We start from the raw sequence: 24,337 nt of genomic DNA, 5'->3' as shown, positions 1-24,337 counted from the left end.
AAAAGACTGAACAAAGAGAGGAGAAACGGATAATGACAATGAGAATTATAGGCGGCATCTTTCGTGAGCATGAAGCGGTGATTAAAGTCATTGAAGAATTAAAGCTGAAAGGATACAGCATTGATGACATTTCCGTTTTTGCAAAAAGCAGCAAGGACGTACGCGATATTGAACATGAAACAAATGCAGATATTATTACAGACAGCAGTGAACGTCTGGAACATGCAGAAAGAGGGGCGGGCATCGGTGCTCTTTCCGGCGGTCTTCTCGGCGGATCACTCGGTGCGATTCTTGGGGCAGGCTTGATTGCAATTCCGGGCATTGGACCGATTGTGGCGGCCGGACCGATTGTGGCTGGCCTGACTGGAGCGGGCGTCGGCCTGGGAAGCGGCGGTATTATTGGGGGGCTTGCCGGAGCCGGTATACCAGAAGAAAAAGCAAAAGAGTATGAACGGTATTTAAAAGAAGGCAATATTGTTGTGCTGGTGGACGCCAAAGAAAACCATGAAGCAGAAATTAAACGTATATTTGAAACACACAGTATGGCAACAAGAGCCGCGTATCGGCATCACAGGGAACTATAATATAAATGGTAAATAACGGAAAGATCCGCCTTGTATCAACAGCAGGGCGGTTTTTTCATTTTTTCCTTACCATCCCTTTTATGAAACTTATTCGTCGTGTCAATCGTATAAGAATAAAATAAAGCGGGGGATGACATGCAAAAAAAAGTAGAGAAAAAGTTAGTCAGCTTATGTACAGGTGAACTATTCGCCGCCGTTCTTTTTGCAGGTATGTGGATTATGTATATAGGGATAATGGAATGGACAAAACCATACTTAACCTCTTTGCCACCTTTATATGCGTTTGGTTTATTAGAACTGATTTTGCTGCAGGGAAGCATGTATTGGTTTTTGAAGCTGAGGCAGATCAGACGCAAGAGCCGTACCCGTTTGCCCGAAGGCCAGCGGCAAATGTTCCAGTGGTTTAAGCGGATCGATCAATGTTTGATTGGCGTTGGCGTTCTCATTCTTATCAAGCAGCTGTTCGACTTTCCTGCAACATTTTATTGGTTTTTGTTTTTATACGTATTTGCCCTTATTGAATACATTAATTATTTTCATATTCGGCTTTCTTACCAAACAAAAGAGGAAATCAAAGATTTCCTTCGTCAAAAAGAATTTAAGCGGTCGAAACTGGCGGACGAATTAAAGTATTTTAACTGATCGGTTAAGGCTTCAAGACAAAAGCTTTCCTCTCGAGGAAAGCTTTTGTTTTTGCTCATATCAGCTTGTTCTTTTCACGCTGCGGCGGTTTTGATGGGGGCGCAAGAGAAGGGAAAGAAAATAAAAGGATTGTATTTAAAGGAAGATTTGATATAATACCTCTATAAATGTTAACGTTAACATAAAAAGAAATTTTAGTTATTCTGCTCAATGTTAAGATTTATATTGTTAGCTTTCTTTTTGATAAAGAAAAATGTTAACGTTAACATTTTGATGAAAAGGAAAGGAGGTGAAGAGAAAAGCCGCCCGCAGGTCGAACATCGTAAGGCAACAGAAAATAAGTATCGTCTTTTTGTAAGCGTTTTAGTATTGTAGGGAGGAAAGACTTTCTATTCGCCAGTCGCCAAACCAAGAATAGAAAGCCCTTTTGAAAAAATATTTGTCTCCAGTATAGCAGATTTCAAGCAGTCACTTCAATACACAGGAGGGTTATGATGAGTACTGTTTTTGCAGCAGATCCTGCGCCGAAAGGGCAGGAGACCAAAAAGGAAAAGCTGAGTGTAAAAGAAAAGATTTCTTATGGCATGGGCGATTTTGGAAACGGTTTTATGTTCGATTTAGGCCAGTTATATTTGTTGAAATTTTTAACGGATGTAGCCGGTATTTCAGCCGCTGCAGCAGGCACTATTTTTCTGGTCAGCAAATTGTTTAATGCAGTAATGGACCCGCTTGTCGGCTCCTCGATTGATTATCGAAAAAACATCGGCAGGCGTGGGAAATTTCGGCCGTATCTTTTATTCGGCAGCTTAGCACTTGCCATTGTAACCGTACTGCTTTTTATCTCGCCATCTGTACCGCCCGCAGGCAAGCTTGCGTATGCGTATGCTATTTATATGATGTGGGGCGTTGCTTATTCGTTTACAAATATTCCGTACGGCTCGCTGGGTGCGGCCATTACGCAAAATGCGGAGGAACGGACGTCTCTTGCCACATTCCGTCAAATCGGTTCACTGGGCGCTCTGCTCATTACCAGCGTGATTGTGATGCCGCTGATTGTGCAGTTTGACCGTGCGGAAGTCGGCTATCCAGTTGTAATGGGGATTATGTCAGTCATCGGGATTATTGGATTTTTCATTTGTTACCGGAATACAAAAGAGCGCATCGTCGTAAAAGGCGGGCCAAAAGAAAAGCTGTCGTTTAGATCAATTATCAAAACGTTCATTACGAACAAGCCGCTTTTGACACTGATCTTGATGACGATTTTCTCTATTTCTGCTTACAATATCAAATCAGCATTGCTTGTGTATTTTGCAGAATATAACTTAGGCAATGTGACACTTGTTGCCAACATGAGCTTTATTATTATCGGCTCTTCCTTTCTAGGCGTGATCTTCATGCCGAAGCTTGTAGCTCGGTTTGGGAAAAAGCGGACGGCCATGCTTGGGTTCGGCATTTGTATTGCAGCCGATTTGCTGAACTTTTTTATTCCAACGAACATTTACTCATTTACCATTTTATCTGCGATTGCGTTTATCGGGATCAGCATTCCGAACGGTATTACGTGGGCGCTTGTTTCCGATATTATCGATTATGGTGAGTGGATTTCGGGAGAGCGGAAAGAAGCGACTACATACTCGTTGTTTAACTTTTCACGCAAGCTTGCCCAATCTCTGGCTGGTTTTTTATCGGGTATCAGTTTAACACTGGTCGGCTATGTGCCAAATGTGGCGCAGTCAGCTGGTACGCTGCTCGGCATTAAAGGGATGCTGACGCTTTATCCGGCTGCAGCGCTGACTATTGCGGTTTTAATTATCGGATTTATGTACAAGCTTACGGATGAAAAGCATGCGCAGATTATTAAAGATCTTGAAGCAAAAATATAATGGGATGTAGGGTGCTCGAGGAACGGCTATGGTACTATTAGAGGGAGTAAATCTTGAGTTCTAAAGGGTGAATGGAATGGTTACGATTAAAGATATTGCAAAACTCGCAAATGTATCCCACACCACCGTTTCAAGAGCGCTGAATAACAGTGTATTGATCAAGGAGGATACGCGGAAAAAGATACTGGATTTAGCCGCCCAGCTGAACTATACACCCAACTACAGTGCTAAAAGCCTTGTTCTAAAAAAATCGTATACGATCGGCTTGTTTTTTACGAGCATTTCAACGGGAACGTCGCCAAGCTTTTTTGCCGAAACGGTAAAAGGAGTAAACAGCGTAATTGGCGAGGAATTCAACTTGTTTGTGCGCGGGATCGATGATTATAAAGATTATGCGTCGATTACAAAGCTGCGGTTTGACGGAATTATTTTAATGAGCCAAAGTGAAGTGGACAACACGTTTGTATATCATGTTCTGCAGCAAAAAATCCCGCTTGTGGTCTTGAACCGGCAGGTCGAGGAACAAAAAGCAATTAATATTTTGTCCAACGACCGGGAAGGATCATTCCAGGCGGTGGAGCATTTAATTCAAAACGGCCATACAAAAGTTGCGATCATCAAGGGGATGAAAGGATTTAAATCGACGGCGGAGCGGAAAGAAGGGTATATGGAAGCGCTTATTCGCCATCAGCTTCCCGTTGAGCGCCATTATATTGAATGCGGAAGCTATGATATGCCGAGCGGTTATGCGGCAATGGAGCGGCTTCTGGCACAGGCGGACCCGCCGACGGCTGTTTTTTGCTCCAATGACGACATGGCGATCGGAGCAATGAATGCCGTGTTTGCGCATGGATTAAAAGTGCCGGACGACATCTCCATTGTCGGCTTCGATGATATTGGTTTTTCCCAGTATACGACGCCAAGCTTAACGACTGTAAAGCGGCCGATTGAAAAAATAAGCGTTCAAGGTGCGAAAAAGCTTTTAGGACTTATGGAAGGGTCGACAGAAACAGGGGAACGGATTTTTGTAAATACGGAATTGATGATCAGGAATTCTGTCAGTAAACAAAAGAAATAAACCCAGACAGCCTGGGCTTACTCATTCTGTCAAGCAAGGAATACAGCAGCGGAAGTTTTTGCTTTTTCGTTTCAAGAAAGGACTTGGCGGGATTTGAACCCGCAAGATACACAATAGTCATTCCAGGAAGCTATTGGCTGCTCTCGCCGTTGAGCTACAAGTCCGTGTTTTTAGTATGGACAAATAAATAAATCTTATACACAGGTGAGCGGAATATTAAAGCCCACGTCTATAAAAAAAGGACTGATATGAATCATATCAGTCCTTTTTTTGCCCGAAGGCATACATCATGAATCGTACCTTTAGGGATCAGTGAGCTGTTTTAAGCGTTGACCAAATGAATGGCGAATTACTGCTGAACGAGTCTAACGAGCAGGTGAGCCAGCTGGTGCTGCTGCTCTTCGTTTCCGACTTTCCAAAGCTCTTGAAGCAATTTTTCTTCACGGTTGCGCGGTTCCTCATGCGCTGCCAGATAATCGGCTACTTTTTGCGCTGTTTTTGCAAGCTGCTCTTCATTCATGCCCAGCTTTTCACCTTTTTCCACTTTCTCGCCGAGGTAATTTTTAAAGGTGTCAAAACTTGCCAGAATGTCTTCTTTTTTATCTTGACCCATTGACTGTACTTTTTCTTCTACCTGACCTTGCGTTTTTGGAATTTCATTTCGATTTAAGTCTGCCATGTAACATCTCTCTCCTTTCGGTATTCCTTATTTGGTTGCCCCATTTGGAGAGAAATCAAACATAAAAGCACATCTCAATGTGCTGGTAAATGATGCAGCCCCTTCACAGCGGCAGGTCTGGCAAAAAAGTTTTTTATTCATAAAAAACATGTTTCTGAAGAACATCAAGCGCATGCGCGATCGTATCCACTTTGTCGTTTGATGTGTCTCCAACTCGTTCCAAAAATCGTGCATGAATTTGCTTGAACACTTCATCCATCATGGCTCGTCCATCCGCTGATAAGTGAATGAACTGCTTTCTGCGGTCTTCCTCACTTTCTTTTCGTTCAACCAGCCCCTGCTCAGTGAGCTTTTTGAGTTCACGGCTCGTATTCGGCATGGAGATATGAAAACATGAGCTGATATCGCTCGGTGTAAGAGGCTGGCGGCTGACGGCAATATGCTCGAGGATGCTGTACTGGAGAGCTGTCAGCCCTTCAGGCCTTGCATCTTTTGTCAGGTCATGCTGAACACGGTGGACCGAGGCAATAAAGGAAACAAATTGCTCGAATAATGTATCGCTGGTCATTGTCTTCACCTCATATCGGTACGATACCAAATTGATTATCAAAAAACAATTATCAATTGACAACTATTTAATCTCTTTATATGATTTATTTATCAAATGATAAGTAAGGGGGCAGCGCTTTGAATGTATTGGTGATTTATACGTATCCTCACCGTAAAAGTTTGAATGGCGCGTTTTTGCAAAAAGTGATCGACGGCTGCGGTGAAAATGATCAAGTGCGTGAGGCAAAAGTGATCGACTTGTATAAAGAAAACTTTAATCCAGCTTTGATATTTAATGAAACGAAGCGGCGCCGGGATATGCATATAGATCCGAACCTGGCTTCCTATAGAGAGCTGATCACCTGGGCGGATAAACTTGTGTTTGTTTACCCAATCTGGTGGGGCAGACCGCCGGCCATGCTGCTTGGCTTTATTGATCAAATGTTTGCATCAAACTTTGCGTATCGTGACAGACCCGGGCTTTTCCCTGAAGGTCTTCTGGCAGGAAAATCGGCAGTTTGTGTATCGACGATGAAAGGGCCGGCACATTATCCCCGGTTCTGGCTCAATAATGCGCACCAAGTATTGATGAAAAGGGCCCTGTTTAGCTTTGTCGGCATTAAGCGGGTAACATTTTTTGAGTTCGGCAATATGGAAAAGAAAAATGGGGATCAGGAAAAAAAGCTCGATCGCGTTTACCGTTACTTTAAACGGATGAAACGGTAATACTTAAAAAAGCCCTCCTTTATCAAGGAGGGCTCAGGCTGCCTGCAAATGCCTGCTTTCTTACTTTGTCTTTGCTCGCAGCCCGCAGGACCGGGCTATTTTATTCAGATTCAATATCTGCATCGCGGACGATATTTTTTCCGTAAAAAATTTCATCCATTTCATGATGGAGCTTTTCGGTAATATTTTTAATTTCTTCTTTGTCTAAATCGTTTTTCGTATGACCGAACAAATAGTTATCCAGGTCAAATTCGCGCAGTTTACACTTTGTGTGGAAAATATTTTCCTGATAAATATTCACATCAATCATATGATACAGATCTTTTACATCCTTCGGAATGTAGTTTTGAATGGAATTGATATCATGGTCAATAAACAGCTTATTGCCGTTAATATCACGCGTAAAGCCGCGCACGCGGTAATCCATTGTCATAATGTCTGTATCAAATGAATGAATAAGGTAGTTGAGTGCTTTTAGCGGAGAGATTTCGCCGCAGGTGGACACATCAATATCGGCCCGGAATGTGGAGATTCCTTCGTTTGGATGATACTCCGGGTACGTATGAACGGTAATATGGCTTTTATCAAGTGCCATCACGACCGTGTCAGGCAGGGGACCTGGTGACTCTTCCTGTGATTCCCCGCGCGAGTCTGGGTGAACCGGCCCTTCTGAAATAAGCATCGTTACACTTGCGCCCTGCGGGATATAATCCTGCTTTGCAATGTTTAACACGTGAGCGCCGATAATATCGGTTACCTTTTTTAAAATTTCCGTCAGCCGGTCTGCGTTGTATTGTTCATCGATATATTCAATGTACGCTTTTCGTTCTTCTTTTGTTTTTGTCCAGCAAATATCGTACATATTAAAGCTGAGCGATTTTGTCAGGTTATTAAAATCGTGCAGCTGGATACCTTGGCTTTGTTTAATGACCATTGTTACGCACTCCTTTGTTTCCATAATGGATATGTTTATGTTACCCGTCCAGGCGAGGAAAAAACAACCCTTTCCCTTTAAGAAAAAATTTCACAAAAAAGAAGCGGAAAAGCATCCGCTTTTTTGACTCATTAAATATCCATTTCCCAGCGTTCTTGTTCGGTTTTCTTTAGCTGGTCTTCTGTCTCCTTCGGGTGAACGGTACGGAATTTATGATAGTCCGCCGGTATAATTTCTACCATCTTGGCAATCATGTCCGCCGGGTCGAACTGGTTCTTCAGGGCTTCTTCCTGCCGTTTCATATCTTCTTTCCGGGTAAAATGCGTTTCTTCATTGAACCATTTCCATTTTTCTTCAGCGCTTCGGTCATTAAAGCCGGTGGCGTACGCTCCGGGGTTGATCGTCGCTACCTGCACGCCGAATTCCTTCAATTCCGCCTGCAGCGTTTGGGCAATCCCTTCAATCGCATGCTTGGTTGCGGTGTAAGGACCTACATAAGGTGTGGCTGAAATACCGGCCATCGAGCTCATAAACACAATTTTGCCCTTGCCGCGCTGGACCAGCTGGCGGGCTGCGATCTGAACTGTTTCGAGCGTCGCAAAAACATTTACTTCAAACAGAGCCCGAAAGCGGTCCATTGGCACTTCGGCAAGCGGCCCGCCTTCGTTAATCGCCGCATTGGCAACGAAAATGTCAAAATCATAGTCCGCAATCTGGGCAGTATCACGCAGATTGGTAATATCAAGCTTAATTACATCAATATTAAGGCCCTGCTCCTCAACTTCCCGAAGCAGGTCTGTTTTTTGGGCGGTAATTTCAGTGGCCGCGATCACGCGATGGCCGGCTTGGGCCAAGCCGATCGCAGCTCCGCGTCCCAGTCCTGTTCCTGCGCCCGTGATGAAAATGGTTTTTTTCATATGTATGCCTCCTGTTAAAAGAACGTGTCCCTTTTGACGTTCCCTCTTTACAGGCAGTAAAACATTAAAACAAAACAGAAAAAAACACAGCAGATTAAGCTAACGCACTTTTATCGGCATACAGTTTTAAAAAAATGGCTCTAACAATAGGACCGACTACAAGCAGCTGCAGAGGAAGAGCAAACAGAGCGTTTTTCCAAAGTGTATCTGCATAGAGCTGGGGAAAAGCAGATGTAATGCCTACATTCACCACAACACCATACAGAGACATAAATAAAACCATAAATAAAATCATGAAGCAGGACATGCATAAAATTTTCTGGATTGGTTTTGTTTGCTCAGTTGTGATCTTGTTCAAAAGAAACCGTGCAGCAGGACCCGCTACGAATACATCCAGCAAAAGAGCAACGACAAATCCGGGAATCAATCCGGTAATCAAGTGCCCAAAAAAGTGTGAAGAAAAGCCTTCGAGCAGCAGAAGGTTATACATACTCATAAAAATGACCATGCCTGCACACATCAACATGGTAAACACAAATTTTTCCTTTTTTGTTTGTCCCATTACTTAAACTCCTTTTTTATATTGTCAACATTGTTGACGATTCATTATATCGGCTCGTTTTCTTATTGTCAACGACGTTGACATAAAGCGAAAGCCTCTTTATTGTTAAGAAAAGACCATTAGAAAAGGAAGGTTGATTATGCAAAAAAAGAGCTATTTACCGGATTTGCTAAGTGACAAACACTTGCTGCTCCGCCAAAAAGTTCGAATGCTATGGCAACAGTCAGGCAGGGAAGATGTGACACTGGCAGAGTCCCACTTGCTCAGCCTGCTTGAGCAGCAGCCGGAAACCATCGCCGGTGCTGCAAGAAAAATGAATATTTCACGCCAGGCCGTTCATCGATGTGCTAAAGGGCTGATTGAAAAAAACTATATTGATGACAAAATGATACAAAAAAATGAGCGTGACAAAGTGCTGGTACTCACGGACAAAGGCAGTGCTTTTTGCAGGGAGATCATTGAGGTGAAGCAGCAAGTAGAAGAAGAGATTGCAGAAAAGATTGGACATGAAAACGTAATCTGGCTAAAAAAGCTGCTGGAGGAGAACTGGGGCAATAAAATCATGTAAATGAGCGGCGGTTTATATGCAAACGCTGTCCTTTTTTCGTTTGTGTTTGAGGAGCAGGGGGTACAGGATAAAAAAAGCGGGAGATGATCAAGTTGGAACAGGAAAAGCAGACATACTATGTGGATTTAAACAGTGAAAGTATCCTGCCCGAGCCGATAGACAGCCCAAGCTTTGTTATTCATGCGACCCCAAGAGAAGCCGATGTGTTAAAAGCGGTAATGGATGATAAATACGGAGCCGATGTGGAGGCGTTTGTTCGTGCGCATATTCCTTATTTAGAATATCATCATGATCCGCAAAACGACCGTTACGACGCTTCACAAAGGGTTCTTTATTCTCTGATTTATTTGCTGGGAGACCAAGCAGCAAAACAGCATATTGAGCAGATGGGGATTTTAACAGACCGAAAAGAGGACGACCCGGATGAAATTCAGCGTTTCAGGTAAAAAGGTGCGTATTATACGCACCTTTTTTCATGGGCAGCAACAGTTGTCCGTTTCTTCTCATACTCTAGTTCTACAAGTGCCCTCGTAATAAAATCAGCCGTTTTATTGGCCATTTTATAAACAAGTGAAAGGCGTGTGCCCTGAAGTACCTGAATCGGAAGAAACCCGCCGACATTAACAATCCCGGAAATATGATAATCGCCGATTGGCGGCAGGTCTTTTTGAACGCCGGCGCCAGGTTTTAAGGCACCTTGTTCTAAGCTGACGGTGCCAATGTTAGCAGCGGCCCCAAGGCAGGCGTCAATCGCGATAATAAGCGGATTTGCATGCTGCTGCCGGATCTGTTCAACCGTTTCGGCTAAATTTTTAGCGTGAACTGGGTGATCCAGGCAGCCATACACAGAAACATGCGTGTATTTACGGAGGAAAAAGGTTTGTTTTAATTTAAAACCAACGAAAGGACCATAGCTGTCACCGGCCGACCGGTCCGTGCCTATGCACACAAATACGATCTCCCGGTGGCTGGATAAAATAGGTTTTAATTCGTTTTTTAAATCATGCACAAAAAATGTATCGTCTACACATTGTCTCATTGCCGACAAACCTCCTTCTGTTCTTTATTGAGAATTAATTTCATTGTATAGTTCTTTATAAAGAAAGTAATCTTTTACCATATGAATGGTAAGATCATGCTTGGCAAAACAGATAAAACAGCGTTTGATTCACATCTTTTCGAACGAAGCGATGCAGGTGAAAAAAATAGAAATCTTTAGTATATGATTTGAGCCGCTTATGGCAGCGGCGTACATCCGAACAGGCCGGCACTCTCTCGATTGGGTCGCTTTTTAAAGGCTTCCTAAATATAGTATGCCCATTATCGCAAGTTATTAAATGTTTTTTGCGGCGGGGCAGCAATGGCAGCTGCCGCTTGTTTTGAATACGCTGCAAGAAAACAAAAAAAAGACAGAAAAAAGGAGCGCGACCTTTTTGGAATGCGCTTTTTGTCGGCATTTGATGAACGATTTTTACAGGTAAATCTTGTATTCTAGCGAAATAATTAAAAAAGGAGGATGATTATTGTGAAAACGAGCAACCTTACATACTTACAATCGATTACGTATCATGTGGTAAACCGGCTGGGGAAGTCAAAATGTGCTTTATGTAAAACAAAAGGAGAGCCACTGTTTCAAGTGAATCAGCACAATCGAAAGCGAAGTGTCTGCTCGAAATGCGCTGTATACGCAGAAGCAAGAATCTTCCGGAAACATGCATAATGAAAGACTTTGTCAAAGTCTCCAGGCGTGAAAGCATCGAATTCCCTGCCGTTATATGCTTTATGAATAGTCATGTTTTATCCTATTATGAGAGAAAATAAACCAGTTTGTGCAAAGCTTGCAGGAACAAGCTTTAAAAATGGGAAGAAAGTGCCGCGCCAGCTCACATTCAAGTTGGCGGGCTGGCGTGTGTTTATTTATAATCAGTATCTAACACCGTTTGCAGCAGGCCAACGGTGTTAAAGCTGTTTTAGCTTTAATGTAGTATAACGAGCGGTTTTTTTGGGATGATTACGAGATTAATAGGTGCGTTTTTATTTGTAAAATCAGATGTAGGCAGCTGCAGCAGACAAGAGAGGCAGATTACTGCCCGGTAACACCTCCTCACGGTAATCGTGTTCATTGGGATTTAACGATCCGGCCAAGGCAGAAGAAACCAAAGAAGAAAAGCGGGCTTTTTTCAGCGGGTACGTGATGAAATTGGTGAACGTATCAGCCGCTTTGCGCAAACAGGTGAGTAAGAAAAATCGGGGAGGCTTCTCCCGGCTTTTTTACTATGAGGGCAAAGTATAGGAGCCTGGCGGGCATACCGGTTTTAGAAGCGGTACCAATAGGCAATACTATATGTGGGAAGTAGATCAAGACACCGCCGGAAGGCTTCCGCCCGTTTTTTATGCAGGGAGCACATTCCGGCGGAGCAGTAATGTAACATTGAATGGTGAATCTTGCCTAAGAAGCATTTGTTTTAGCTCTGCTGCAGGAATAAACGGTACTGCCGGTGAAGACTATGTTTGTCAGCTCGTTCTCATTTGCCGCTTTTTGATCTTTGCAGTTCACGTAAAAAGCCCATGGAAGCAGCGAAAGCAGCAGCACGCGGCGGAACTCCTTGCTTCATTAAAGCATCTGTTGTTTCTTGAATGCGCTGGCCTGTATTTTGCGGTTTTTCCATCCTGTCCACTCCTTTCTCTATTTACGTTTAGCTTGGAGCTGGCCGTTCTTTTTTATGTGGGAAAAATACTGGTTTATGAAGTATTTTTGTGTTTTTATTCCTTAATAAAACGTTTACAGTTTTTTAACAATATAAATTTTTCCATACCCCTTTACAAATGGGCAAAACCGGCGTATAGTACGTGTTTATCAGGCGTTTGCGCCAATCTTTATTTACGAACAATGGAGGGAACAGCGAGGTATGTTGACTAAGTTAATGAACCAGGTAAAAGGCCGCATCGGTTCACCGCATATCGACTTGTTGCTGGATAAAAATGAATTTATGCCCGGCGAAAAAGTGACGGGTTCATTTGTCATAAAAGGCGGTTTGTTTGAACAGAAATTAAGCCGGCTTGAGTGTGATTTACTGACAGGAAGCGATGAGGCGCCCGCTGGAGATGCGATTATGATTTTTATGTCAGAGCATATTCCGCCGAATGCGTCCAAGCGTATTCCGTTTTCGTTTCAGCTGCCAGAGCAATTAAGTGAAAGCCGTTATTATTTCCAAACGAAGCTTTGCTTTGGTGAAGGAAAAAAATGCATCGGACAAGATCCTATTCGTGTTGTGCAGCCGTCTTTTTCTTAAATCGTGAGTAGACGTTCCAAAGAAGGGTATAACGAAAGAACCGTTATGCGAAAAGGAGCGGATGTATGTGAAACCGGATATACAGACCTTTCAATGTAAAGATGATGGTAAAATCCCGAATAATGGGAGGTTCCCGATCATTGTTTATAAGCAGGTATTTACGAATACACCAAGCGAGATAGAGCCGGCATTTAACCGGCATGGTTGGACGAACAGCTGGGTGAATGGGATTTTCGATTATCATCATTACCATACCAATACACATGAAGTGCTTGGAGTAAGGTCTGGAGACGCGGTTGTACAGATCGGCGGGGAGCAGGGAGAACGGCTGGAGATTCAAACGGGCGACGTGATCGTACTTCCCGCTGGGACGGGCCATAAGCGGCTCAGCCAAAGTCCGGATTTTTCTGTAGTCGGTGCGTACCCGAATGGGCAAAGCCCTAATTTAAAAAAGGGTGATACAGGTTCCAGGGCACAGTCTCTTAGCGAAATTAAACAAGTGCCAGCAGCCGAAACGGATCCCGTTTTTGGCGAAAGAGGGCCGCTGCTAGACTATTGGAAGGATTGTAAAGAAGACGGCTGCGATTGAGCAGCTTTTTTTTATGCCAAAAATGCCGAACGGCAGTGCTTATGCGGAAAGCAGTCCTTTTTTATATTAAAAACCGGCCGTAAAATTATACTTTAAAAAGACACGGTGCGGTTTTTAAAAGAAATACAAGAACAATGGTACATACTAGTAGTGTGAGAAGGGCGGCGCTGCCATCAATAGCCAGAGAGTAAAGGGCAGCCGGCATGTCTTCCGGTGCAGCCTCTCCAAAATACACCTATCCGGCAAGGAAATGCCAAAAGTAACGGGCCAGGCAGCCGGCGAACAGCCCGGCAAGACCAATAAATGAAAACGCAATAAAGTATTCAATAAATGCTTGAAGTAGTGTTAAAACGTAAGCAGTGCCCAGTACAATCTGTAAAAGCCCCCAAACAAAGCCGGAAGCCATTCCTGCTTTCCATCCCCAGCGCAGTGACAAAAGCAGAACGGGAATCATGGCAATTGAAATCTTTACCCATGGAAAAGGCTCAATAGCAGGCAGAACATCAATAATATAGGCAAGAGCAGCTATGATCGCTGCTTCAATTAAGGCTTGAAGCGGCAGTTTTCGATTCAATGTTTTTCTTTCTTTCTTTCTTTGCCGTGCGCGAAGAAGGAAGAAACGGTATACATCCTTGCGCCGGCATAATCCGACAGGCTCCATGGAACCAGATGAACACTGTTTTCAGCCCGAAGGCTCCCCATATGGCCTTGTTTATTGTAGCAAAGAACAAGAAAAGACAAAAGGATACAGTAATGGAAACATTTATAAAAGGCAGGTTTGGCAGCTAAATAGCCAGAGTTTCTACACTCCGGCTGTAAAAACGGATTTGTTACAATAGAAGAAAAATGGAGGCGACATATTGGATGAAATCATCTGTTTGCGAGTTGTGTGGCCGCTCGCCGGTTGAAACGACCGTTCACCATTTAACGCCGAGGGAAGAAGGGGGATCGCATGGCCCGACGGCTGACTTGTGCCTGCCGTGCCACAAGCAGGTTCATGCACTTTACACCAATAAAGAACTGGCTGTTCGTCTCCATTCGATTGAGCGGCTGCGCCAGGATGAAAAAATCAGCAAGTATATAAAATGGATCCGCAAGCAGCCGGCTGAAACGCTTGTCCGTGTGCGTAAGTCAAATGAACGAAAGCGGTCCAGATAAAAGCAAAGACGGCTCCCAAAGGAAGCCGTCTTTGTGTTTCGTTAGTTTGTTGGTGTGATGCCTTTTATCATATGGGCAAGCTTATACTGAATCCGCTCATAAGCTTTTGCTTCATTTGTGTTTCTTTTATCAACAACACGATTTTGATTATCCATAAACAAATACGGGTGCTCGCTCGGTCCCTGATAGAAATAATACGTCGATCCCTGCTTTTTCAGCAGTTCGAAAGGTGCGCCTTCATAGCGAGGCAGCTTCGACTCCGGTACGGCCCAAATAATAGCAAGTATCGGCTTGTGGCCCAGGTAGGCCGTGTTATTGTAATAAAAATACGTTCCATATGAACCGATTTTATCTTTTTTATTTTCTGTCGTTACCTGCGTTTTCATATAGTTAGGCAGTTCCAGCTTATATTTAAGTGCTGTATTCGTGTAGGTATATGTTTTATAGTCGTCATTTAGGGCACGCGCTAGAAAGACCGAAAATTGCGAGCGTGTCAGAGCTTGATTCGGCTTAAAGGTTCCATCGGGATAACCAAGCGTAATATTTTGGCTGGCAAGCGCAGTAATATAAGGATGCCCCCAGAAGCTCTTCGGTACATCTTTAAATGAAACAGCATCAGATGCTTTCCATTTGAATGCGGCAGTCAGCATACGTGCCATCTGGGCGCGTGTGATCGGTTCTGCTGGTTTTAAAGATGTGCTTTTGGGAAATAATCCTTCGTCCACAACCGCGGCTGCTTCTGCATAACCGCTGCTTGATTTTGGCAGGTCGTTAAATCCCGGAGCCGGGCGGTTCGTTAAATCCAGATTCAATGCTCTCGCTGTCATGATCATAGCTTGAATTTTAGTAACAGGCGCATTGGGCTGAAATGATTGATCCTTAAAGCCGCTAATGATTTTTTTGTTCGTTAAATAAACAATTTCTTCGTTCGCCCAGTACGACTGGCTGACGTCTTTGAACGCAGCTGATGCGGAAATGGACTGGGTAAACAACAAGCCTGCAGCAAGTAAAACAGCACACACTTTCTTCATCATTTTTCTCCTTTTATAAAAAAATAATTTATTTGGTTCTTTTTTACAATAACATTATTTTACACTTGTTACCATCTTTAATTGGAAAATAGTTCAAAAAAAGCAAGAGAACCAGACTCTATAAGAGTTGCCTGCTGAAATAAAAGAGGATGGAAGGAAGCATTGCAAAAAGCGATTGCAATTTGTGGAAAGGAATATAGCGCAATCTATTATTATCGAAGCTAGTTTAAAAGAATCGGCACTTCTCTGTTTTATTTTTAGCGGATGACCATTGCGGATTATTTGCGGAAACGCCCGCGGCAATCGGGGTGGTGAAATGGGGAATAAAGAAGATTTTTTTAGAGATGTAGATATAGGAGAAAGAGAATGGGGGACCGTTCAAAAGAGCCGCTTCTTTGGTTTGACAATGGAGAAATACCTATCAGGCAAAGGAGCCCGGAATTTGAACATTATCCTTAAGAAGATTTTGATCAAGGTGAGTCGTACTCAGAAATCCTGAATTCCTGTTGAATAAAAAACGGTCCAGCATGAATGAACTAAAATGCCGACTGCTATCGCTAAAAACAGGACATGAGTGATCTGCAGACGGTGTTCCTGCTTTGTTTTCACGAATAAAATAATCCACAGCACAGCGAGCAGATTATGCAAAACAAACAGTCCGTCCATTACAAACAGCTCCTTCCTTACCGCTTATTGTGCCTTGGAATCACCGCAAAGACAACGAATCTGTCAGGTTATCTGACCAGAAACAAAACCGGCTGCTTTCAAAGCCGTTTTTCATTCTTCTATCTTTGCGTGATAGAGAAGATACTCGACGGTAGCAGCAAAATGTTGTATATTTTATAAATGCGCTTCTCGTTAAAAGATAATTTTATAAAAAAGACTTTGGATGATTATGAATAGCTTGGAAGAAGGGAATTAAAATGAATCGATTGTTTTTAAAGCCGTTACACTTTTTTGCTTTAGCGGTTATTTTGGTTTGGCTGAAATCGTACATTGCCTACCTCACAGAATTTCAGCTGGGGATCAACAATGCGATGCAGACATTTCTTCTATTTTTAAATCCGCTCAGCTCAGCGGTTCTCTTTTTAGGGCTCGCCCTGTTTTCAAAACGAAGTGGCAGATGGATTCTTGTATTCAGTAGTATAATGACGCTGATTTTATACAGCAACATCCTATACTACCGTTTCTTCAATGACTTTGTTACGCTGCCGACACTGTTTCAAACGAGCAACGCCGGGCATTTAGGCGGAAGCATTGCCGATTTAACAGAATGGCATGATGTCATTTATTTCGCAGATTTAGTGATTCTTGCAGTGGTTCTTTGGATGAAAAGAAAAGAATGGAAGCTTCAGGTTACACCGAAAAGAAAAGTACTGGCAATTTTGGCAGCCGGTGCAGTAATTTTTGCGGTAAATCTGGGTCTTGCAGAAGCAGACCGTCCGCAGCTTCTGTCTAGAGCGTTTGACCGCAACTATTTAATCAAATATTTAGGCGCCTACAATTACACGGTATATGATGCAATTCAAACAGTGAAAAACGAGAAGCAAAGCGCTTTTGCGAGCAGTGACGACTTAACAAATGTGGAAAACTACACAAAGTCTCATTATGCAGCGCCAAATGAAGAGTATTTCGGGAAAGCAAAAGGGATGAATGTGATTAAAATTCACCTTGAGTCGTTTCAAACATTTTTGATTGATTACAAGTTAAACGGCCAGGAAGTCACACCGTTCTTAAATTCACTGGCGCACAACAACGAGTATATGTATTTTGATAACTTCTTTCATCAAACCGGCCAGGGGAAAACTGCTGACGCTGAATTGATGATGGATACTTCGCTGTTCGGCCTGCCGCAGGGATCTGCGTTTGTTCTCAAAGGCCGCAACACCTATCAGGCTGCACCGGCAATTTTGAACCAAAAAGCAGGCTATACAAGTGCTGTTCTGCACGGTGACTATAAAACATTCTGGAACCGGAATGAAATTTACAAGCAAATGGGCGTAGACACGTTTTTCGATGCCAGCTATTACAACATGGAAGGCGACCGGAAAGTCAACTACGGTTTGAAAGACAAGCCGTTTTTTGAAGAGTCTATTCCAATGCTTCAATCACTGGAGCAGCCGTTTTACGCGCATTTAATGACGCTGACTAACCATTTCCCATTTGTTATGGATGAAGGAGATGCAACGATTGAGCCAGCGACAACGGGAGACGGCACTGTAGACCGGTACTTCCAGACGGCACGTTATATGGACGAAGCACTCCAGTCATTTTTTGTAGACTTGAAAAAAGCTGGTTTATACGATAACTCCATGATTATCATTTATGGTGATCACTACGGCATCTCCGAAAACCATAATAAAGCGATGGCACAAATTATGGGCGAAGAGATTACGGACTTTAAAAACGCACAGCTGCAGCGCGTGCCGTTGTTTATCCACGTGCCAGGCGTTGAAGGCGGCGTGAAACACCAGTATGGCGGTGAAATTGACGTCGTGCCGACGATGCTTCACCTTTTAGGCATTGACAATAAAGAATTTATTCAGTTCGGTACCGATCTTCTTTCGTCGGAGCACGATGAAGTGGTAGCGTTCCGCAACGGTGACTTTGTATCACCGAAGTATACATCGGTTGATGGAACGTACTACGATTCAAAAACAGGTGAACCATTAGAGCCGACCGCCGATATGCAGGCGGCTAAAAAGAAAGTAGCCGCTCAGCTGTCTTTCTCTGATCAAGTTCTGTATGGTGATTTACTGCGCTTCCATGATATAGAAGGCATGGAGCCGGTCGACCCAACTCAGTACCAATACGGAAAAGAAACAGCCGAGGAATAAGATTGTAATGCAAAGCCCGCAGAGCCATTCTGCGGGCTTTTTTACATAACAAATAGATGCCTTTTTACTTTAGTTGGTAAGAACCAATGATCCTGCCTGATAACAGCCGCTCCAGCTTTGCAGATGCCTGCATATCTTGTTAATAGATTCATTGAGGGGAGGAAAAGAGATGTGTTCGGGCTTCAGCAGGAACGAGTGTCACTGCGGTTGTTCACAGGATCACAGTTGGAGTTGTTTAGGCAGGCATAACCGCTGCGTAAACTGGATTCGTGATGAATTTTATGTGATATCGAGCGACCCTTGCTTTAAAAAAACGGTCCACCACTGTTCAGGAAAAAGATTTCACGACGTTCAGCGAATGATGTTAGGCGATCTATGCAAAGTTTACTTTCAAAACCCGCTGTGTAAAAAATGCACGAGGTAACGCTTCTGCAGGAAAAATAATAAATGAAAGCCTGTGGAATGTAACGACCCTCAGGCTTTTTATGTTTAAGAGCATAGTTATGTCATGCACAGCTTCACTTGTTTTGGTGAAGCATCACAAATGGCAGCAGAACAAGTGGAAAATAAAATTCAGTACCTTGTAATAATTAGTAGTGGATGTTACTATATATTTACAGAGTATCAAGTATAAACCGGTACTGTTTATTATACAGTAGTGAAAAGAGGTGAATAACGTTTGAATGTACAATTTAAAAAAGGAGTTTTGGAATTATGCGTACTGGCACTTTTAAATAAAAAAGACCGGTATGGCTATGAGCTGGTGCAAAAGATTTCGGACCAGATTGAGATTTCAGAAGGCTCCGTTTATCCGCTGCTGCGCCGCCTGACAAAAGAAGAATACTTTACGACCTATTTGCAGGAATCATCCGAAGGTCCATCACGCAAGTATTACGCGTTAACGGACAAAGGACGAACCTATCTGCGCGAGCTAATTGCAGAATGGAATGAATTTTCAAGAGGAGTTAACCAATTAATTAAAGAGGGTGGGAATGATGAATAAACAGCAATTTTTGCGTGAGCTTGATTCGTCGCTGGAAGCTATTTCTTCAGCTGAGCGGCACGAGATTCTGCAGGATTATGAGGAGTATTTTTCCATTGGGCTTGAAGAAGGAAAGACGGAAGAGGCTATTGCTTCTTCACTTGGTTCACCGCGCCAGATCGGCAAAGAACTGGCCGCATCCTATCAGGTAGAGAAGGCAAAAACATCTGCCACGGCAGGCAATATAATGCGGGCTGTCTGGGCGGTTATCGGACTGGGCTTTTTCAATTTAATTATCGTACTTGGACCATTAGTGGCGCTTATCGGAGTGTTGGCCGGCGGATGGGCTGCTGGCGGTGCAGGCGTGACTTTTCCACTGGTGGTTATAGTAAGTGCCCTTCTAAATACAGGAACATTTGAATGGTACGACATATTTGTTTCTCTTGCGTTTGCTGGACTCGGCATATTTATTTTAATTGGTATGTTTTTTGCGACAAAAGCACTGTTAAAAGGATTCGTCCGTTATTTAAAATGGAACGCATCTCTTGTAAAAGGAGGATTGCAGCATGATTAAGAAATTGTCTGTTTTAGCCCTTTTTTTGCTGCTGATTGGCGGCACTGGAGCCGTTTTAACGTTCAGCCGGTCCAACACGGCGGTCCAAATTTCAGAAAGTAAAACATTCAGCGCTGCTCCCATCAACACAGTTGAACTTAATACCGACAATGCGGAAGTAAACGTTATGGTTACACCTGAAGAAACGGCTCGAGTAGAGGTAAGCGGTGCCGGTAATCCTGATAACGATATTTCATTTGATGCAGATACGGAAGACGGAGCATTAAAGGTGCAGCTTCATGAACAGCAGCAGAAATTTTTCACGATTGGCTTTGTTTCATCGGATTTGACATTAAGTGTGTATCTTCCTGAAAAAACCTATCAGTCGATTTATATTACTAATCGCAACGGGCGTGTACAGCTTCAAAAAATGGATACAAATCAAATGGATGTTCATGTGAACAATGGGCAAATTCAAGCGAAAGATATTGCGGCGAAAGAAGTCAAGGTACAAGCGGATAATGGAAAAATTTCTCTTGAACATGTCGATGGAATCTTAAGTGGAAAAGTAGCGAATGGAAGCATACATGTATTAACGAAAGATTTAGACCGGCCAATGCAGCTGGCGAGCAACAATGGCAGCATCACCGTGCAAACCGAGCAAGAGCCAACGAATACAACCTTTGATGTGCATAAAGACAACGGTGAAATTAATATTTTAAATAAGTACAGCGGTAATGCCCGTTTCGGTGACGGAAAAAATCTCATTAAGCTGAAGACAAACAACGGGAAAATTACAGTCACAAAATAAAAGTGAGAAGGAGAGCGGGAAAAATGAACGCTGTAAAAAACGCATGGAGAGTAGAGCCGGTTCTTACAGCGGCCAGTTTGCTGGGATTTACGCTGGCTGCTTTTTGTGCAGTCATGATGGCTGTTCAAGGAGTCATTGTGCCGCCAGAGAGAAATTTACTCAGCGCTTTTTCATTTAATGCAGCGCTCGGCCTGTTTTTAATCACAACCGCTTTTTTGGTGCCGCTAGCCGGATTCAGCCGGCGTAAGCGGCAGATTTTTTGCTGGTCCTATCTCGTGTGCGCTTTTTATAGCTATGGAGCCGAAACGGTCCAGCATATGCGCGGTTTCTCTCCTCGGTACAGTCAGGCCGGCGGCACTTTCTTCATGCAGGCGGCACTGCCTGGCTGTTATCAATTATTCTGATTGGATGGCAGACGACTCTGGGTCATTCTGTTCTTTATCCGAATGCTATTATGCTCATAAGCGGCGGTTTACTGATTGGCTGGGTCGCCGTATTTATTAGGTCCATTATACCGGTTTTGAAAAACAGACATCTTTCTTTGTCTCATAAAAAAATATAAAAAGAAGCAGATAACCTCTGCTTCTTTTTATATTTTCTTCATATCGAATGCATGGTGAATTACGGAAGAGTTATGCTTCAACTAAGAAATATATAAAAGCATTCGTCCAAAGTAAGGTGGAGATGATATAGTAGTAAAGAATGTAATGCTTTTTTACTAAGTGAGGAGAAAGATATGCCGCACTACATACTGATTTATATTCTAGTATTGATTGCAGGTGCCTCCGTGAGTTCTTTTTTAGGAATCTACGCTTTTATAAAAATTAAACATGCACCCGGTGGAAAGTACTTTTGCGTGGCTGCCTTTCTGGCTGCTTTTTTTGCGGTAACTTATGCGTTTGAGCTGATGTCTCAATCATTAACGGATATTTTGTTTTGGGTCGCCGTTGAATATGTGGCGATTTCTTTTCTGCCAGCGGTGATTTTGCTTATGTGCCTTGATTATACCGGGCGAAACGTCAAAAGATGGATGTATATTCCCCTGCTTGGCATTCCGGCTGTAACGCTTATTCTGCATTGGACAAATTCTTTTCATCACCTTTATTACTCCTCCGTCGGTTTACGCACCGATACGGCTTACCCGCTGGCAAACCTTGAAGGAGGATTATGGTTTTTTGTTCAATCCGTATTTCTTTATTTCTGCATGGCAGCAAGTGTATGCATTTTGCTTTGGCAGCTGAGAAAAGTAACTTTTCGTTTTCAAATGCAAATTTTATTAATGGTAGCGGGCCTTTTGGTCCCGCCAATTTCAAGTATTTTTTATATAAGCGGCTGGAGCAGGGGAATCGATCTCGGTCCGGTGTCTATGTGTCTTGCTTTTTTATTGCAAGGAGCAGCGCTTTTGCGCTTTCAAATGTTTGATGTAGTTCCTATCGCCCGTGAAACCGTTTTTGAAGGACTGGAAGAAGGGGTAGTCGTTTTAAATGAAAATGATATTGTCATAGATTACAACCAGGCAATGAAAACCGTTCTGCCTGCTTTGACCGTTCACACGATTGGCCGGCCGCTGAGAGAAGTGATTTCGGCCAACGAGCAGCTGGCCTCCATTCTGTGCCAGGGGGAGGAATGTGATTATAAGCTCGATCAGCCCGAAGAAACGCTTCATTTCCAAGTCCGTTTTACCCCTTTAAAAGATAAAAAGGGGGAGAAGATTGGCAAAATCGTCATGTTTATCAACGTAACCGAGCGGGTGCAAATGGAAAAACAATTGCAGAAACTGGCTCGCCTGGACGGCTTGACCGGTATATTAAACCGGACTTTCTTTTTAGGGCAGGCAGAAGCTGCCTGCAGGCTGCTTCAAAAAGAAGAAGGCGTCGTTTCGATAATTATGTTTGATATTGACCATTTTAAGCGGGTGAATGATACATTCGGCCATGAAGCAGGAGACCGTGTGCTCACAAGTATTGCACACCGGGTTGGGAAGAACATGCAGGCAAACGATTTATTCGGCCGTTATGGCGGAGAGGAATTTATTATTTTCCTTCCCCACGCTTCTTTACCAGAAGCACGCGAGCGGGCAGAGGCCATCCGTACAGCTATCGCAGAAACGGTCATCCAGCTGGGAGAAGAGACGCTCAGTGTAACATCGAGTTTTGGCCTGTCCCATATGCGGATTCAAGCAGGCAGTCCCGATTCTCCGGTACAGGAACTGATGCGTGAAGCGGATCAAGCGCTTTATACGGCTAAACGAAATGGCCGAAATCGTGTGCAGGTGTTTAAGCAGGCACTTTAAGTGAAATCAGCTTCCAGAAGACAAGGAATCTATTAGAGAAGGAGAACATCACGCCTGTTCTCCTTTTTTCTATGTGGAAACCGTCGATTAAGGCGCTTACTTTTATAGGAAATGTATATTTAAACAAAGATGAATCGTACAGTATGGTGGCTATCAGGAGCTTTTATGAATATTTTTTATGATCATATTCATGATACAATAGAATGAAAAAGGAGGAGAGAAATGGAAAAAAGAACATACCCACACCTCGGATATGCAGAGCAGACAGCGGATAGAACAGCTTATCCACAAGTCATCGCAGACCGGGGAGATGCCCTGCTGCTTCTCTACTCACATGATCAAGGCCGCGTATACATAAAGAATGAAAATAAACTGTATGCCGCGATGCATTACGAGACTATTTTAAAGTCTGCCTATTGGAGCGAATACAGGGGAGAAAATGTGGCCGCCTGGATCGATGCTTATGCGGAAAAAGCGGATGAGCCAAAAAGCTTATTCCAATTTGTTACAAGTGAGCTGTCACAAGATGCGTTTTTGTGCTGGTTTGCGCAGTGGGCGGCACCATATGGGAAAACAGCAGATGAAGTTTTACATAAATGTGCGCTGTTGTTTTTGGAGAGGATGTTTAAAAAGCATGGAGAAGTACTTCCAGAAGTGAAGTCCATTGGGATGATCCAGCAGTTTCAAGGGCTGGATGTGTTACTGCTAGTAAATGATCATGCAGCTGTTTTAATTGAAGAAAAAACGAATACAAGCGATCATTCCGATCAGCTGGCCTGTTATTTGAAAGCGGTTCAAAAAGCGTATCCTCATCGAAAGCCGCTGCCGATTTACTATAAGCCAGCAAGCCAGAGTCATTATCAGTCGTGCGACAAAGCGGGTTATGCGCCATTTTTACGGGAAGACATGATCGATGTGCTGAATGAAGGCAAGAGAGCGGGTATTACAAATCACATTTTCCTTGATTATTTAAAACGACTGGAGGAAATCGAAGCAGGGTATCAATCATACCGGTGGCTTCCGGTTTCAGCTTGGACCTCCTCCTCATGGCAGGGATTTTACCGGCTGCTTCAACGTGAGCTTCAAAATGGAAATTGGAGTTATATGGCCAATATGGCCGGTGGATTTGAAGGGTTCTGGTGGGCAAAAAACAAAAACCATGCGTGTTATTTCCAGCTTGAACAAAGCCGTTTATGTATCAAACTAGCAGAGCCAGATCCGCTCCGCCAGCGGGAAGCACGTATGAAGGCTTTTGCGCGTCTGCTCGAGCAGCCAGCAGTGAAAGATCTCTCCTTTGAAAAACCAGGCCGTCCCCAAAATGGAAAAACGATGACGATTATGGTGAAAAACGATTATTTGCAAACGAATGAAGATGGAACTGTGAATGTGGAAGCGACGATTCATTTATTAAAAGAAGTGGAAGAAAAAATTATATTTTCTTAAGCTGATCTGTCTCGGGAAACGATAACGCTTCGCCGCCGGCAGGAGGAGCAGCAACAGATTGCACCGCTGGGCTCAGTTCCGGCGGTTTTTTCTTTTATTTTTATTTTGCATGACGGAGTGAACAGCCTGCCTTGCTTATAGGAGCAAACAAGCTTTTTTTTTACAGTTGTTAATTTCCGTTAAAAGGAAAAAAATAAAAAGTTAAACGAATTAAACCTGCTGTTT

At 43.3% G+C, this 24,337-nt stretch carries 27 protein-coding genes, 1 tRNA gene and 2 pseudogenes; 19 read left to right on the top strand and 11 right to left on the bottom strand.

What is annotated here, in order from left to right:
- Nucleotides 1–32 precede the first annotated feature (32 nt).
- The 4 genes from RRU94_RS21175 to RRU94_RS21160 all read left to right on the top strand — a co-directional run bounded on the left by RRU94_RS21175 (nt 33) and on the right by RRU94_RS21160 (nt 4,187).
- The gene (locus tag RRU94_RS21175) at nt 33–584 is read left to right on the top strand and encodes a general stress protein (protein ID WP_315692856.1); all 552 of its coding nucleotides are present in this window, start codon (nt 33–35) and stop codon (nt 582–584) included.
- Between the two features lie 135 nt (nt 585–719).
- Nucleotides 720–1,226 (top strand): hypothetical protein, encoded by a 507-nt coding sequence (locus RRU94_RS21170; protein WP_315692855.1) that lies wholly within the window; start codon nt 720–722, stop codon nt 1,224–1,226.
- Between the two features lie 494 nt (nt 1,227–1,720).
- Entirely contained in the window at nt 1,721–3,109 is a 1,389-nt protein-coding gene (locus RRU94_RS21165) for an MFS transporter (protein WP_315692854.1), read from the top strand.
- Nucleotides 3,110–3,185: 76 nt separating this feature from the next.
- Nucleotides 3,186–4,187, top strand: a complete 1,002-nt coding sequence (locus RRU94_RS21160) for a LacI family DNA-binding transcriptional regulator (protein WP_315692852.1) — start codon at nt 3,186–3,188, stop codon at nt 4,185–4,187.
- Between the two features lie 78 nt (nt 4,188–4,265).
- Here RRU94_RS21160 and RRU94_RS21155 read toward each other — a convergent pair.
- From RRU94_RS21155 to RRU94_RS21145, 3 genes are all read right to left on the bottom strand, one after another.
- Nucleotides 4,266–4,351, bottom strand: a tRNA-OTHER gene (locus tag RRU94_RS21155).
- A 185-nt stretch (nt 4,352–4,536) separates the two neighbouring features.
- Complete coding sequence (locus RRU94_RS21150) at nt 4,537–4,800, bottom strand: DUF3243 domain-containing protein (protein WP_396120255.1); 264 nt, start codon at nt 4,798–4,800, stop codon at nt 4,537–4,539.
- 199 nt (nt 4,801–4,999) lie between these two features.
- The gene (locus RRU94_RS21145; protein ID WP_315692848.1) at nt 5,000–5,434 is read right to left on the bottom strand and encodes a MarR family winged helix-turn-helix transcriptional regulator; all 435 of its coding nucleotides are present in this window, start codon (nt 5,432–5,434) and stop codon (nt 5,000–5,002) included.
- Between the two features lie 119 nt (nt 5,435–5,553).
- Between RRU94_RS21145 and RRU94_RS21140 the strand changes: the two genes are divergently transcribed.
- The gene (locus tag RRU94_RS21140; RefSeq protein ID WP_315692846.1) at nt 5,554–6,141 is read left to right on the top strand and encodes an NAD(P)H-dependent oxidoreductase; all 588 of its coding nucleotides are present in this window, start codon (nt 5,554–5,556) and stop codon (nt 6,139–6,141) included.
- A gap of 100 nt (nt 6,142–6,241) precedes the next feature.
- Here RRU94_RS21140 and speD read toward each other — a convergent pair whose 3' ends face one another.
- The 3 genes from speD to RRU94_RS21125 all read right to left on the bottom strand — a co-directional run bounded on the left by speD (nt 6,242) and on the right by RRU94_RS21125 (nt 8,554).
- Nucleotides 6,242–7,075, bottom strand: a complete 834-nt coding sequence (speD, locus tag RRU94_RS21135; protein WP_242232327.1) for an adenosylmethionine decarboxylase — start codon at nt 7,073–7,075, stop codon at nt 6,242–6,244.
- A gap of 131 nt (nt 7,076–7,206) precedes the next feature.
- On the bottom strand, nt 7,207–7,992 hold the full coding sequence (locus RRU94_RS21130; RefSeq protein ID WP_315692844.1) for an SDR family oxidoreductase: 786 nt from the start codon (nt 7,990–7,992) through the stop codon (nt 7,207–7,209).
- 94 nt (nt 7,993–8,086) lie between these two features.
- Nucleotides 8,087–8,554: a DUF2798 domain-containing protein gene (locus RRU94_RS21125; protein WP_315692842.1), complete on the bottom strand. Its 468-nt coding sequence runs from the start codon at nt 8,552–8,554 to the stop codon at nt 8,087–8,089.
- A 139-nt stretch (nt 8,555–8,693) separates the two neighbouring features.
- Between RRU94_RS21125 and RRU94_RS21120 the strand changes: the two genes are divergently transcribed.
- Complete coding sequence (locus tag RRU94_RS21120) at nt 8,694–9,122, top strand: MarR family transcriptional regulator (protein WP_315692840.1); 429 nt, start codon at nt 8,694–8,696, stop codon at nt 9,120–9,122.
- 92 nt (nt 9,123–9,214) lie between these two features.
- Nucleotides 9,215–9,568, top strand: a complete 354-nt coding sequence (locus RRU94_RS21115; protein WP_315692839.1) for a hydrolase — start codon at nt 9,215–9,217, stop codon at nt 9,566–9,568.
- Between the two features lie 11 nt (nt 9,569–9,579).
- On the opposite strand, the gene yyaC is transcribed toward RRU94_RS21115, so the two are convergent.
- The gene (gene yyaC, locus RRU94_RS21110; RefSeq protein WP_315692838.1) at nt 9,580–10,161 is read right to left on the bottom strand and encodes a spore protease YyaC; all 582 of its coding nucleotides are present in this window, start codon (nt 10,159–10,161) and stop codon (nt 9,580–9,582) included.
- 486 nt (nt 10,162–10,647) lie between these two features.
- Between yyaC and RRU94_RS21105 the strand changes: the two genes are divergently transcribed.
- Both RRU94_RS21105 and RRU94_RS21100 read left to right on the top strand, forming a co-directional pair.
- Nucleotides 10,648–10,842: a hypothetical protein gene (locus tag RRU94_RS21105; RefSeq protein WP_242232322.1), complete on the top strand. Its 195-nt coding sequence runs from the start codon at nt 10,648–10,650 to the stop codon at nt 10,840–10,842.
- 358 nt (nt 10,843–11,200) lie between these two features.
- Nucleotides 11,201–11,363 (top strand): annotated as a pseudogene (locus RRU94_RS21100) (arsenate reductase); the annotation flags it as partial.
- A 284-nt stretch (nt 11,364–11,647) separates the two neighbouring features.
- Here RRU94_RS21100 and RRU94_RS21095 read toward each other — a convergent pair.
- Nucleotides 11,648–11,791 carry a hypothetical protein gene (locus RRU94_RS21095; RefSeq protein ID WP_251270501.1) on the bottom strand — a complete coding sequence of 48 codons (144 nt, stop codon included), beginning with the start codon at nt 11,789–11,791 and terminating at the stop codon, nt 11,648–11,650.
- Between the two features lie 240 nt (nt 11,792–12,031).
- On the opposite strand from RRU94_RS21095, the gene RRU94_RS21090 reads away from it, so the two are divergent.
- Together RRU94_RS21090 and RRU94_RS21085 are read left to right on the top strand one after the other, a co-directional pair.
- Nucleotides 12,032–12,415 (top strand): sporulation protein, encoded by a 384-nt coding sequence (locus RRU94_RS21090; RefSeq protein ID WP_251270500.1) that lies wholly within the window; start codon nt 12,032–12,034, stop codon nt 12,413–12,415.
- Between the two features lie 61 nt (nt 12,416–12,476).
- A complete protein-coding gene (locus RRU94_RS21085; RefSeq protein WP_315692836.1) occupies nt 12,477–13,004 on the top strand; it encodes a cupin domain-containing protein in 528 nt (175 codons plus the stop codon).
- Nucleotides 13,005–13,089: 85 nt separating this feature from the next.
- Here the strand turns inward: RRU94_RS21085 and RRU94_RS21080 are convergent.
- A pseudogene (locus RRU94_RS21080) lies at nt 13,090–13,578 on the bottom strand (energy-coupled thiamine transporter ThiT).
- Nucleotides 13,579–13,868: 290 nt separating this feature from the next.
- Here RRU94_RS21080 and RRU94_RS21075 point away from each other — a divergent pair.
- Nucleotides 13,869–14,162, top strand: coding sequence for an HNH endonuclease (locus tag RRU94_RS21075; protein WP_315692835.1), 294 nt, complete (start codon nt 13,869–13,871; stop codon nt 14,160–14,162).
- A 41-nt stretch (nt 14,163–14,203) separates the two neighbouring features.
- Here RRU94_RS21075 and RRU94_RS21070 read toward each other — a convergent pair whose 3' ends face one another.
- A complete protein-coding gene (locus RRU94_RS21070) occupies nt 14,204–15,193 on the bottom strand; it encodes an S-layer homology domain-containing protein (RefSeq protein ID WP_315692834.1) in 990 nt (329 codons plus the stop codon).
- A gap of 486 nt (nt 15,194–15,679) precedes the next feature.
- Complete coding sequence (locus tag RRU94_RS21065) at nt 15,680–15,859, bottom strand: hypothetical protein (RefSeq protein ID WP_315692833.1); 180 nt, start codon at nt 15,857–15,859, stop codon at nt 15,680–15,682.
- A 257-nt stretch (nt 15,860–16,116) separates the two neighbouring features.
- Here RRU94_RS21065 and RRU94_RS21060 point away from each other — a divergent pair, with 257 nt between their 5' ends.
- The 7 genes from RRU94_RS21060 (at nt 16,117) to RRU94_RS21030 (ending at nt 24,112) form a co-directional block, all read left to right on the top strand.
- Nucleotides 16,117–18,030, top strand: a complete 1,914-nt coding sequence (locus tag RRU94_RS21060) for a lipoteichoic acid synthase (RefSeq protein ID WP_315692831.1) — start codon at nt 16,117–16,119, stop codon at nt 18,028–18,030.
- A gap of 679 nt (nt 18,031–18,709) precedes the next feature.
- Nucleotides 18,710–19,033, top strand: a complete 324-nt coding sequence (locus RRU94_RS21055) for a PadR family transcriptional regulator (protein WP_251270493.1) — start codon at nt 18,710–18,712, stop codon at nt 19,031–19,033.
- Nucleotides 19,026–19,586, top strand: coding sequence for an HAAS signaling domain-containing protein (locus RRU94_RS21050; protein ID WP_315696083.1), 561 nt, complete (start codon nt 19,026–19,028; stop codon nt 19,584–19,586). Before RRU94_RS21055 ends, RRU94_RS21050 begins: the two co-directional genes overlap by 8 nt.
- Nucleotides 19,579–20,376, top strand: a complete 798-nt coding sequence (locus RRU94_RS21045) for a DUF4097 family beta strand repeat-containing protein (protein WP_315692829.1) — start codon at nt 19,579–19,581, stop codon at nt 20,374–20,376. Before RRU94_RS21050 ends, RRU94_RS21045 begins: the two co-directional genes overlap by 8 nt.
- Nucleotides 20,377–20,399: 23 nt before the next feature.
- Nucleotides 20,400–20,780: a hypothetical protein gene (locus RRU94_RS21040; protein WP_315692828.1), complete on the top strand. Its 381-nt coding sequence runs from the start codon at nt 20,400–20,402 to the stop codon at nt 20,778–20,780.
- Between the two features lie 332 nt (nt 20,781–21,112).
- Complete coding sequence (locus RRU94_RS21035) at nt 21,113–22,669, top strand: histidine kinase N-terminal 7TM domain-containing diguanylate cyclase (RefSeq protein ID WP_315692827.1); 1,557 nt, start codon at nt 21,113–21,115, stop codon at nt 22,667–22,669.
- Between the two features lie 222 nt (nt 22,670–22,891).
- Nucleotides 22,892–24,112: a hypothetical protein gene (locus RRU94_RS21030; protein WP_315692826.1), complete on the top strand. Its 1,221-nt coding sequence runs from the start codon at nt 22,892–22,894 to the stop codon at nt 24,110–24,112.
- The last annotated feature ends 225 nt before the right edge of the window (nt 24,113–24,337 follow it).

Origin of the sequence: Domibacillus sp. DTU_2020_1001157_1_SI_ALB_TIR_016, assembly GCF_032341995.1 — a bacterium.
Classification (GTDB): Bacteria; Bacillota; Bacilli; order Bacillales; family Domibacillaceae; genus Domibacillus; species Domibacillus indicus_A.
Note: the sequence above shows the minus strand (reverse complement) of the source record. Positions and strands in the feature narration are given on the sequence as shown.

Excerpts from the sequence above, each read along its gene's own strand:
- RRU94_RS21070 (WP_315692834.1), bottom strand. The coding sequence starts at position 15,193 with ATGAAGAAAGTGTGTGCTGTTTTACTTGCTGCAGGCTTGTTGTTTACC.
- RRU94_RS21090 (WP_251270500.1), top strand. The coding sequence starts at position 12,032 with ATGTTGACTAAGTTAATGAACCAGGTAAAAGGCCGCATCGGTTCACCG.
- RRU94_RS21040 (WP_315692828.1), top strand. The coding sequence starts at position 20,400 with ATGAACGCTGTAAAAAACGCATGGAGAGTAGAGCCGGTTCTTACAGCG.
- RRU94_RS21095 (WP_251270501.1), bottom strand. The coding sequence starts at position 11,791 with ATGGAAAAACCGCAAAATACAGGCCAGCGCATTCAAGAAACAACAGAT.
- RRU94_RS21035 (WP_315692827.1), top strand. The coding sequence starts at position 21,113 with ATGCCGCACTACATACTGATTTATATTCTAGTATTGATTGCAGGTGCC.
- RRU94_RS21130 (WP_315692844.1), bottom strand. The coding sequence starts at position 7,992 with ATGAAAAAAACCATTTTCATCACGGGCGCAGGAACAGGACTGGGACGC.
- yyaC (WP_315692838.1), bottom strand. The coding sequence starts at position 10,161 with ATGAGACAATGTGTAGACGATACATTTTTTGTGCATGATTTAAAAAAC.
- RRU94_RS21160 (WP_315692852.1), top strand. The coding sequence starts at position 3,186 with ATGGTTACGATTAAAGATATTGCAAAACTCGCAAATGTATCCCACACC.
- speD (WP_242232327.1), bottom strand. The coding sequence starts at position 7,075 with ATGGTCATTAAACAAAGCCAAGGTATCCAGCTGCACGATTTTAATAAC.
- RRU94_RS21150 (WP_396120255.1), bottom strand. The coding sequence starts at position 4,800 with ATGGGTCAAGATAAAAAAGAAGACATTCTGGCAAGTTTTGACACCTTT.
- RRU94_RS21060 (WP_315692831.1), top strand. The coding sequence starts at position 16,117 with ATGAATCGATTGTTTTTAAAGCCGTTACACTTTTTTGCTTTAGCGGTT.
- RRU94_RS21065 (WP_315692833.1), bottom strand. The coding sequence starts at position 15,859 with ATGGACGGACTGTTTGTTTTGCATAATCTGCTCGCTGTGCTGTGGATT.
- RRU94_RS21165 (WP_315692854.1), top strand. The coding sequence starts at position 1,721 with ATGAGTACTGTTTTTGCAGCAGATCCTGCGCCGAAAGGGCAGGAGACC.
- RRU94_RS21120 (WP_315692840.1), top strand. The coding sequence starts at position 8,694 with ATGCAAAAAAAGAGCTATTTACCGGATTTGCTAAGTGACAAACACTTG.
- RRU94_RS21125 (WP_315692842.1), bottom strand. The coding sequence starts at position 8,554 with ATGGGACAAACAAAAAAGGAAAAATTTGTGTTTACCATGTTGATGTGT.
- RRU94_RS21170 (WP_315692855.1), top strand. The coding sequence starts at position 720 with ATGCAAAAAAAAGTAGAGAAAAAGTTAGTCAGCTTATGTACAGGTGAA.
- RRU94_RS21175 (WP_315692856.1), top strand. The coding sequence starts at position 33 with ATGACAATGAGAATTATAGGCGGCATCTTTCGTGAGCATGAAGCGGTG.
- RRU94_RS21085 (WP_315692836.1), top strand. The coding sequence starts at position 12,477 with ATGTATGTGAAACCGGATATACAGACCTTTCAATGTAAAGATGATGGT.
- RRU94_RS21030 (WP_315692826.1), top strand. The coding sequence starts at position 22,892 with ATGGAAAAAAGAACATACCCACACCTCGGATATGCAGAGCAGACAGCG.
- RRU94_RS21145 (WP_315692848.1), bottom strand. The coding sequence starts at position 5,434 with ATGACCAGCGATACATTATTCGAGCAATTTGTTTCCTTTATTGCCTCG.
- RRU94_RS21075 (WP_315692835.1), top strand. The coding sequence starts at position 13,869 with ATGAAATCATCTGTTTGCGAGTTGTGTGGCCGCTCGCCGGTTGAAACG.
- RRU94_RS21045 (WP_315692829.1), top strand. The coding sequence starts at position 19,579 with ATGATTAAGAAATTGTCTGTTTTAGCCCTTTTTTTGCTGCTGATTGGC.
- RRU94_RS21050 (WP_315696083.1), top strand. The coding sequence starts at position 19,026 with ATGAATAAACAGCAATTTTTGCGTGAGCTTGATTCGTCGCTGGAAGCT.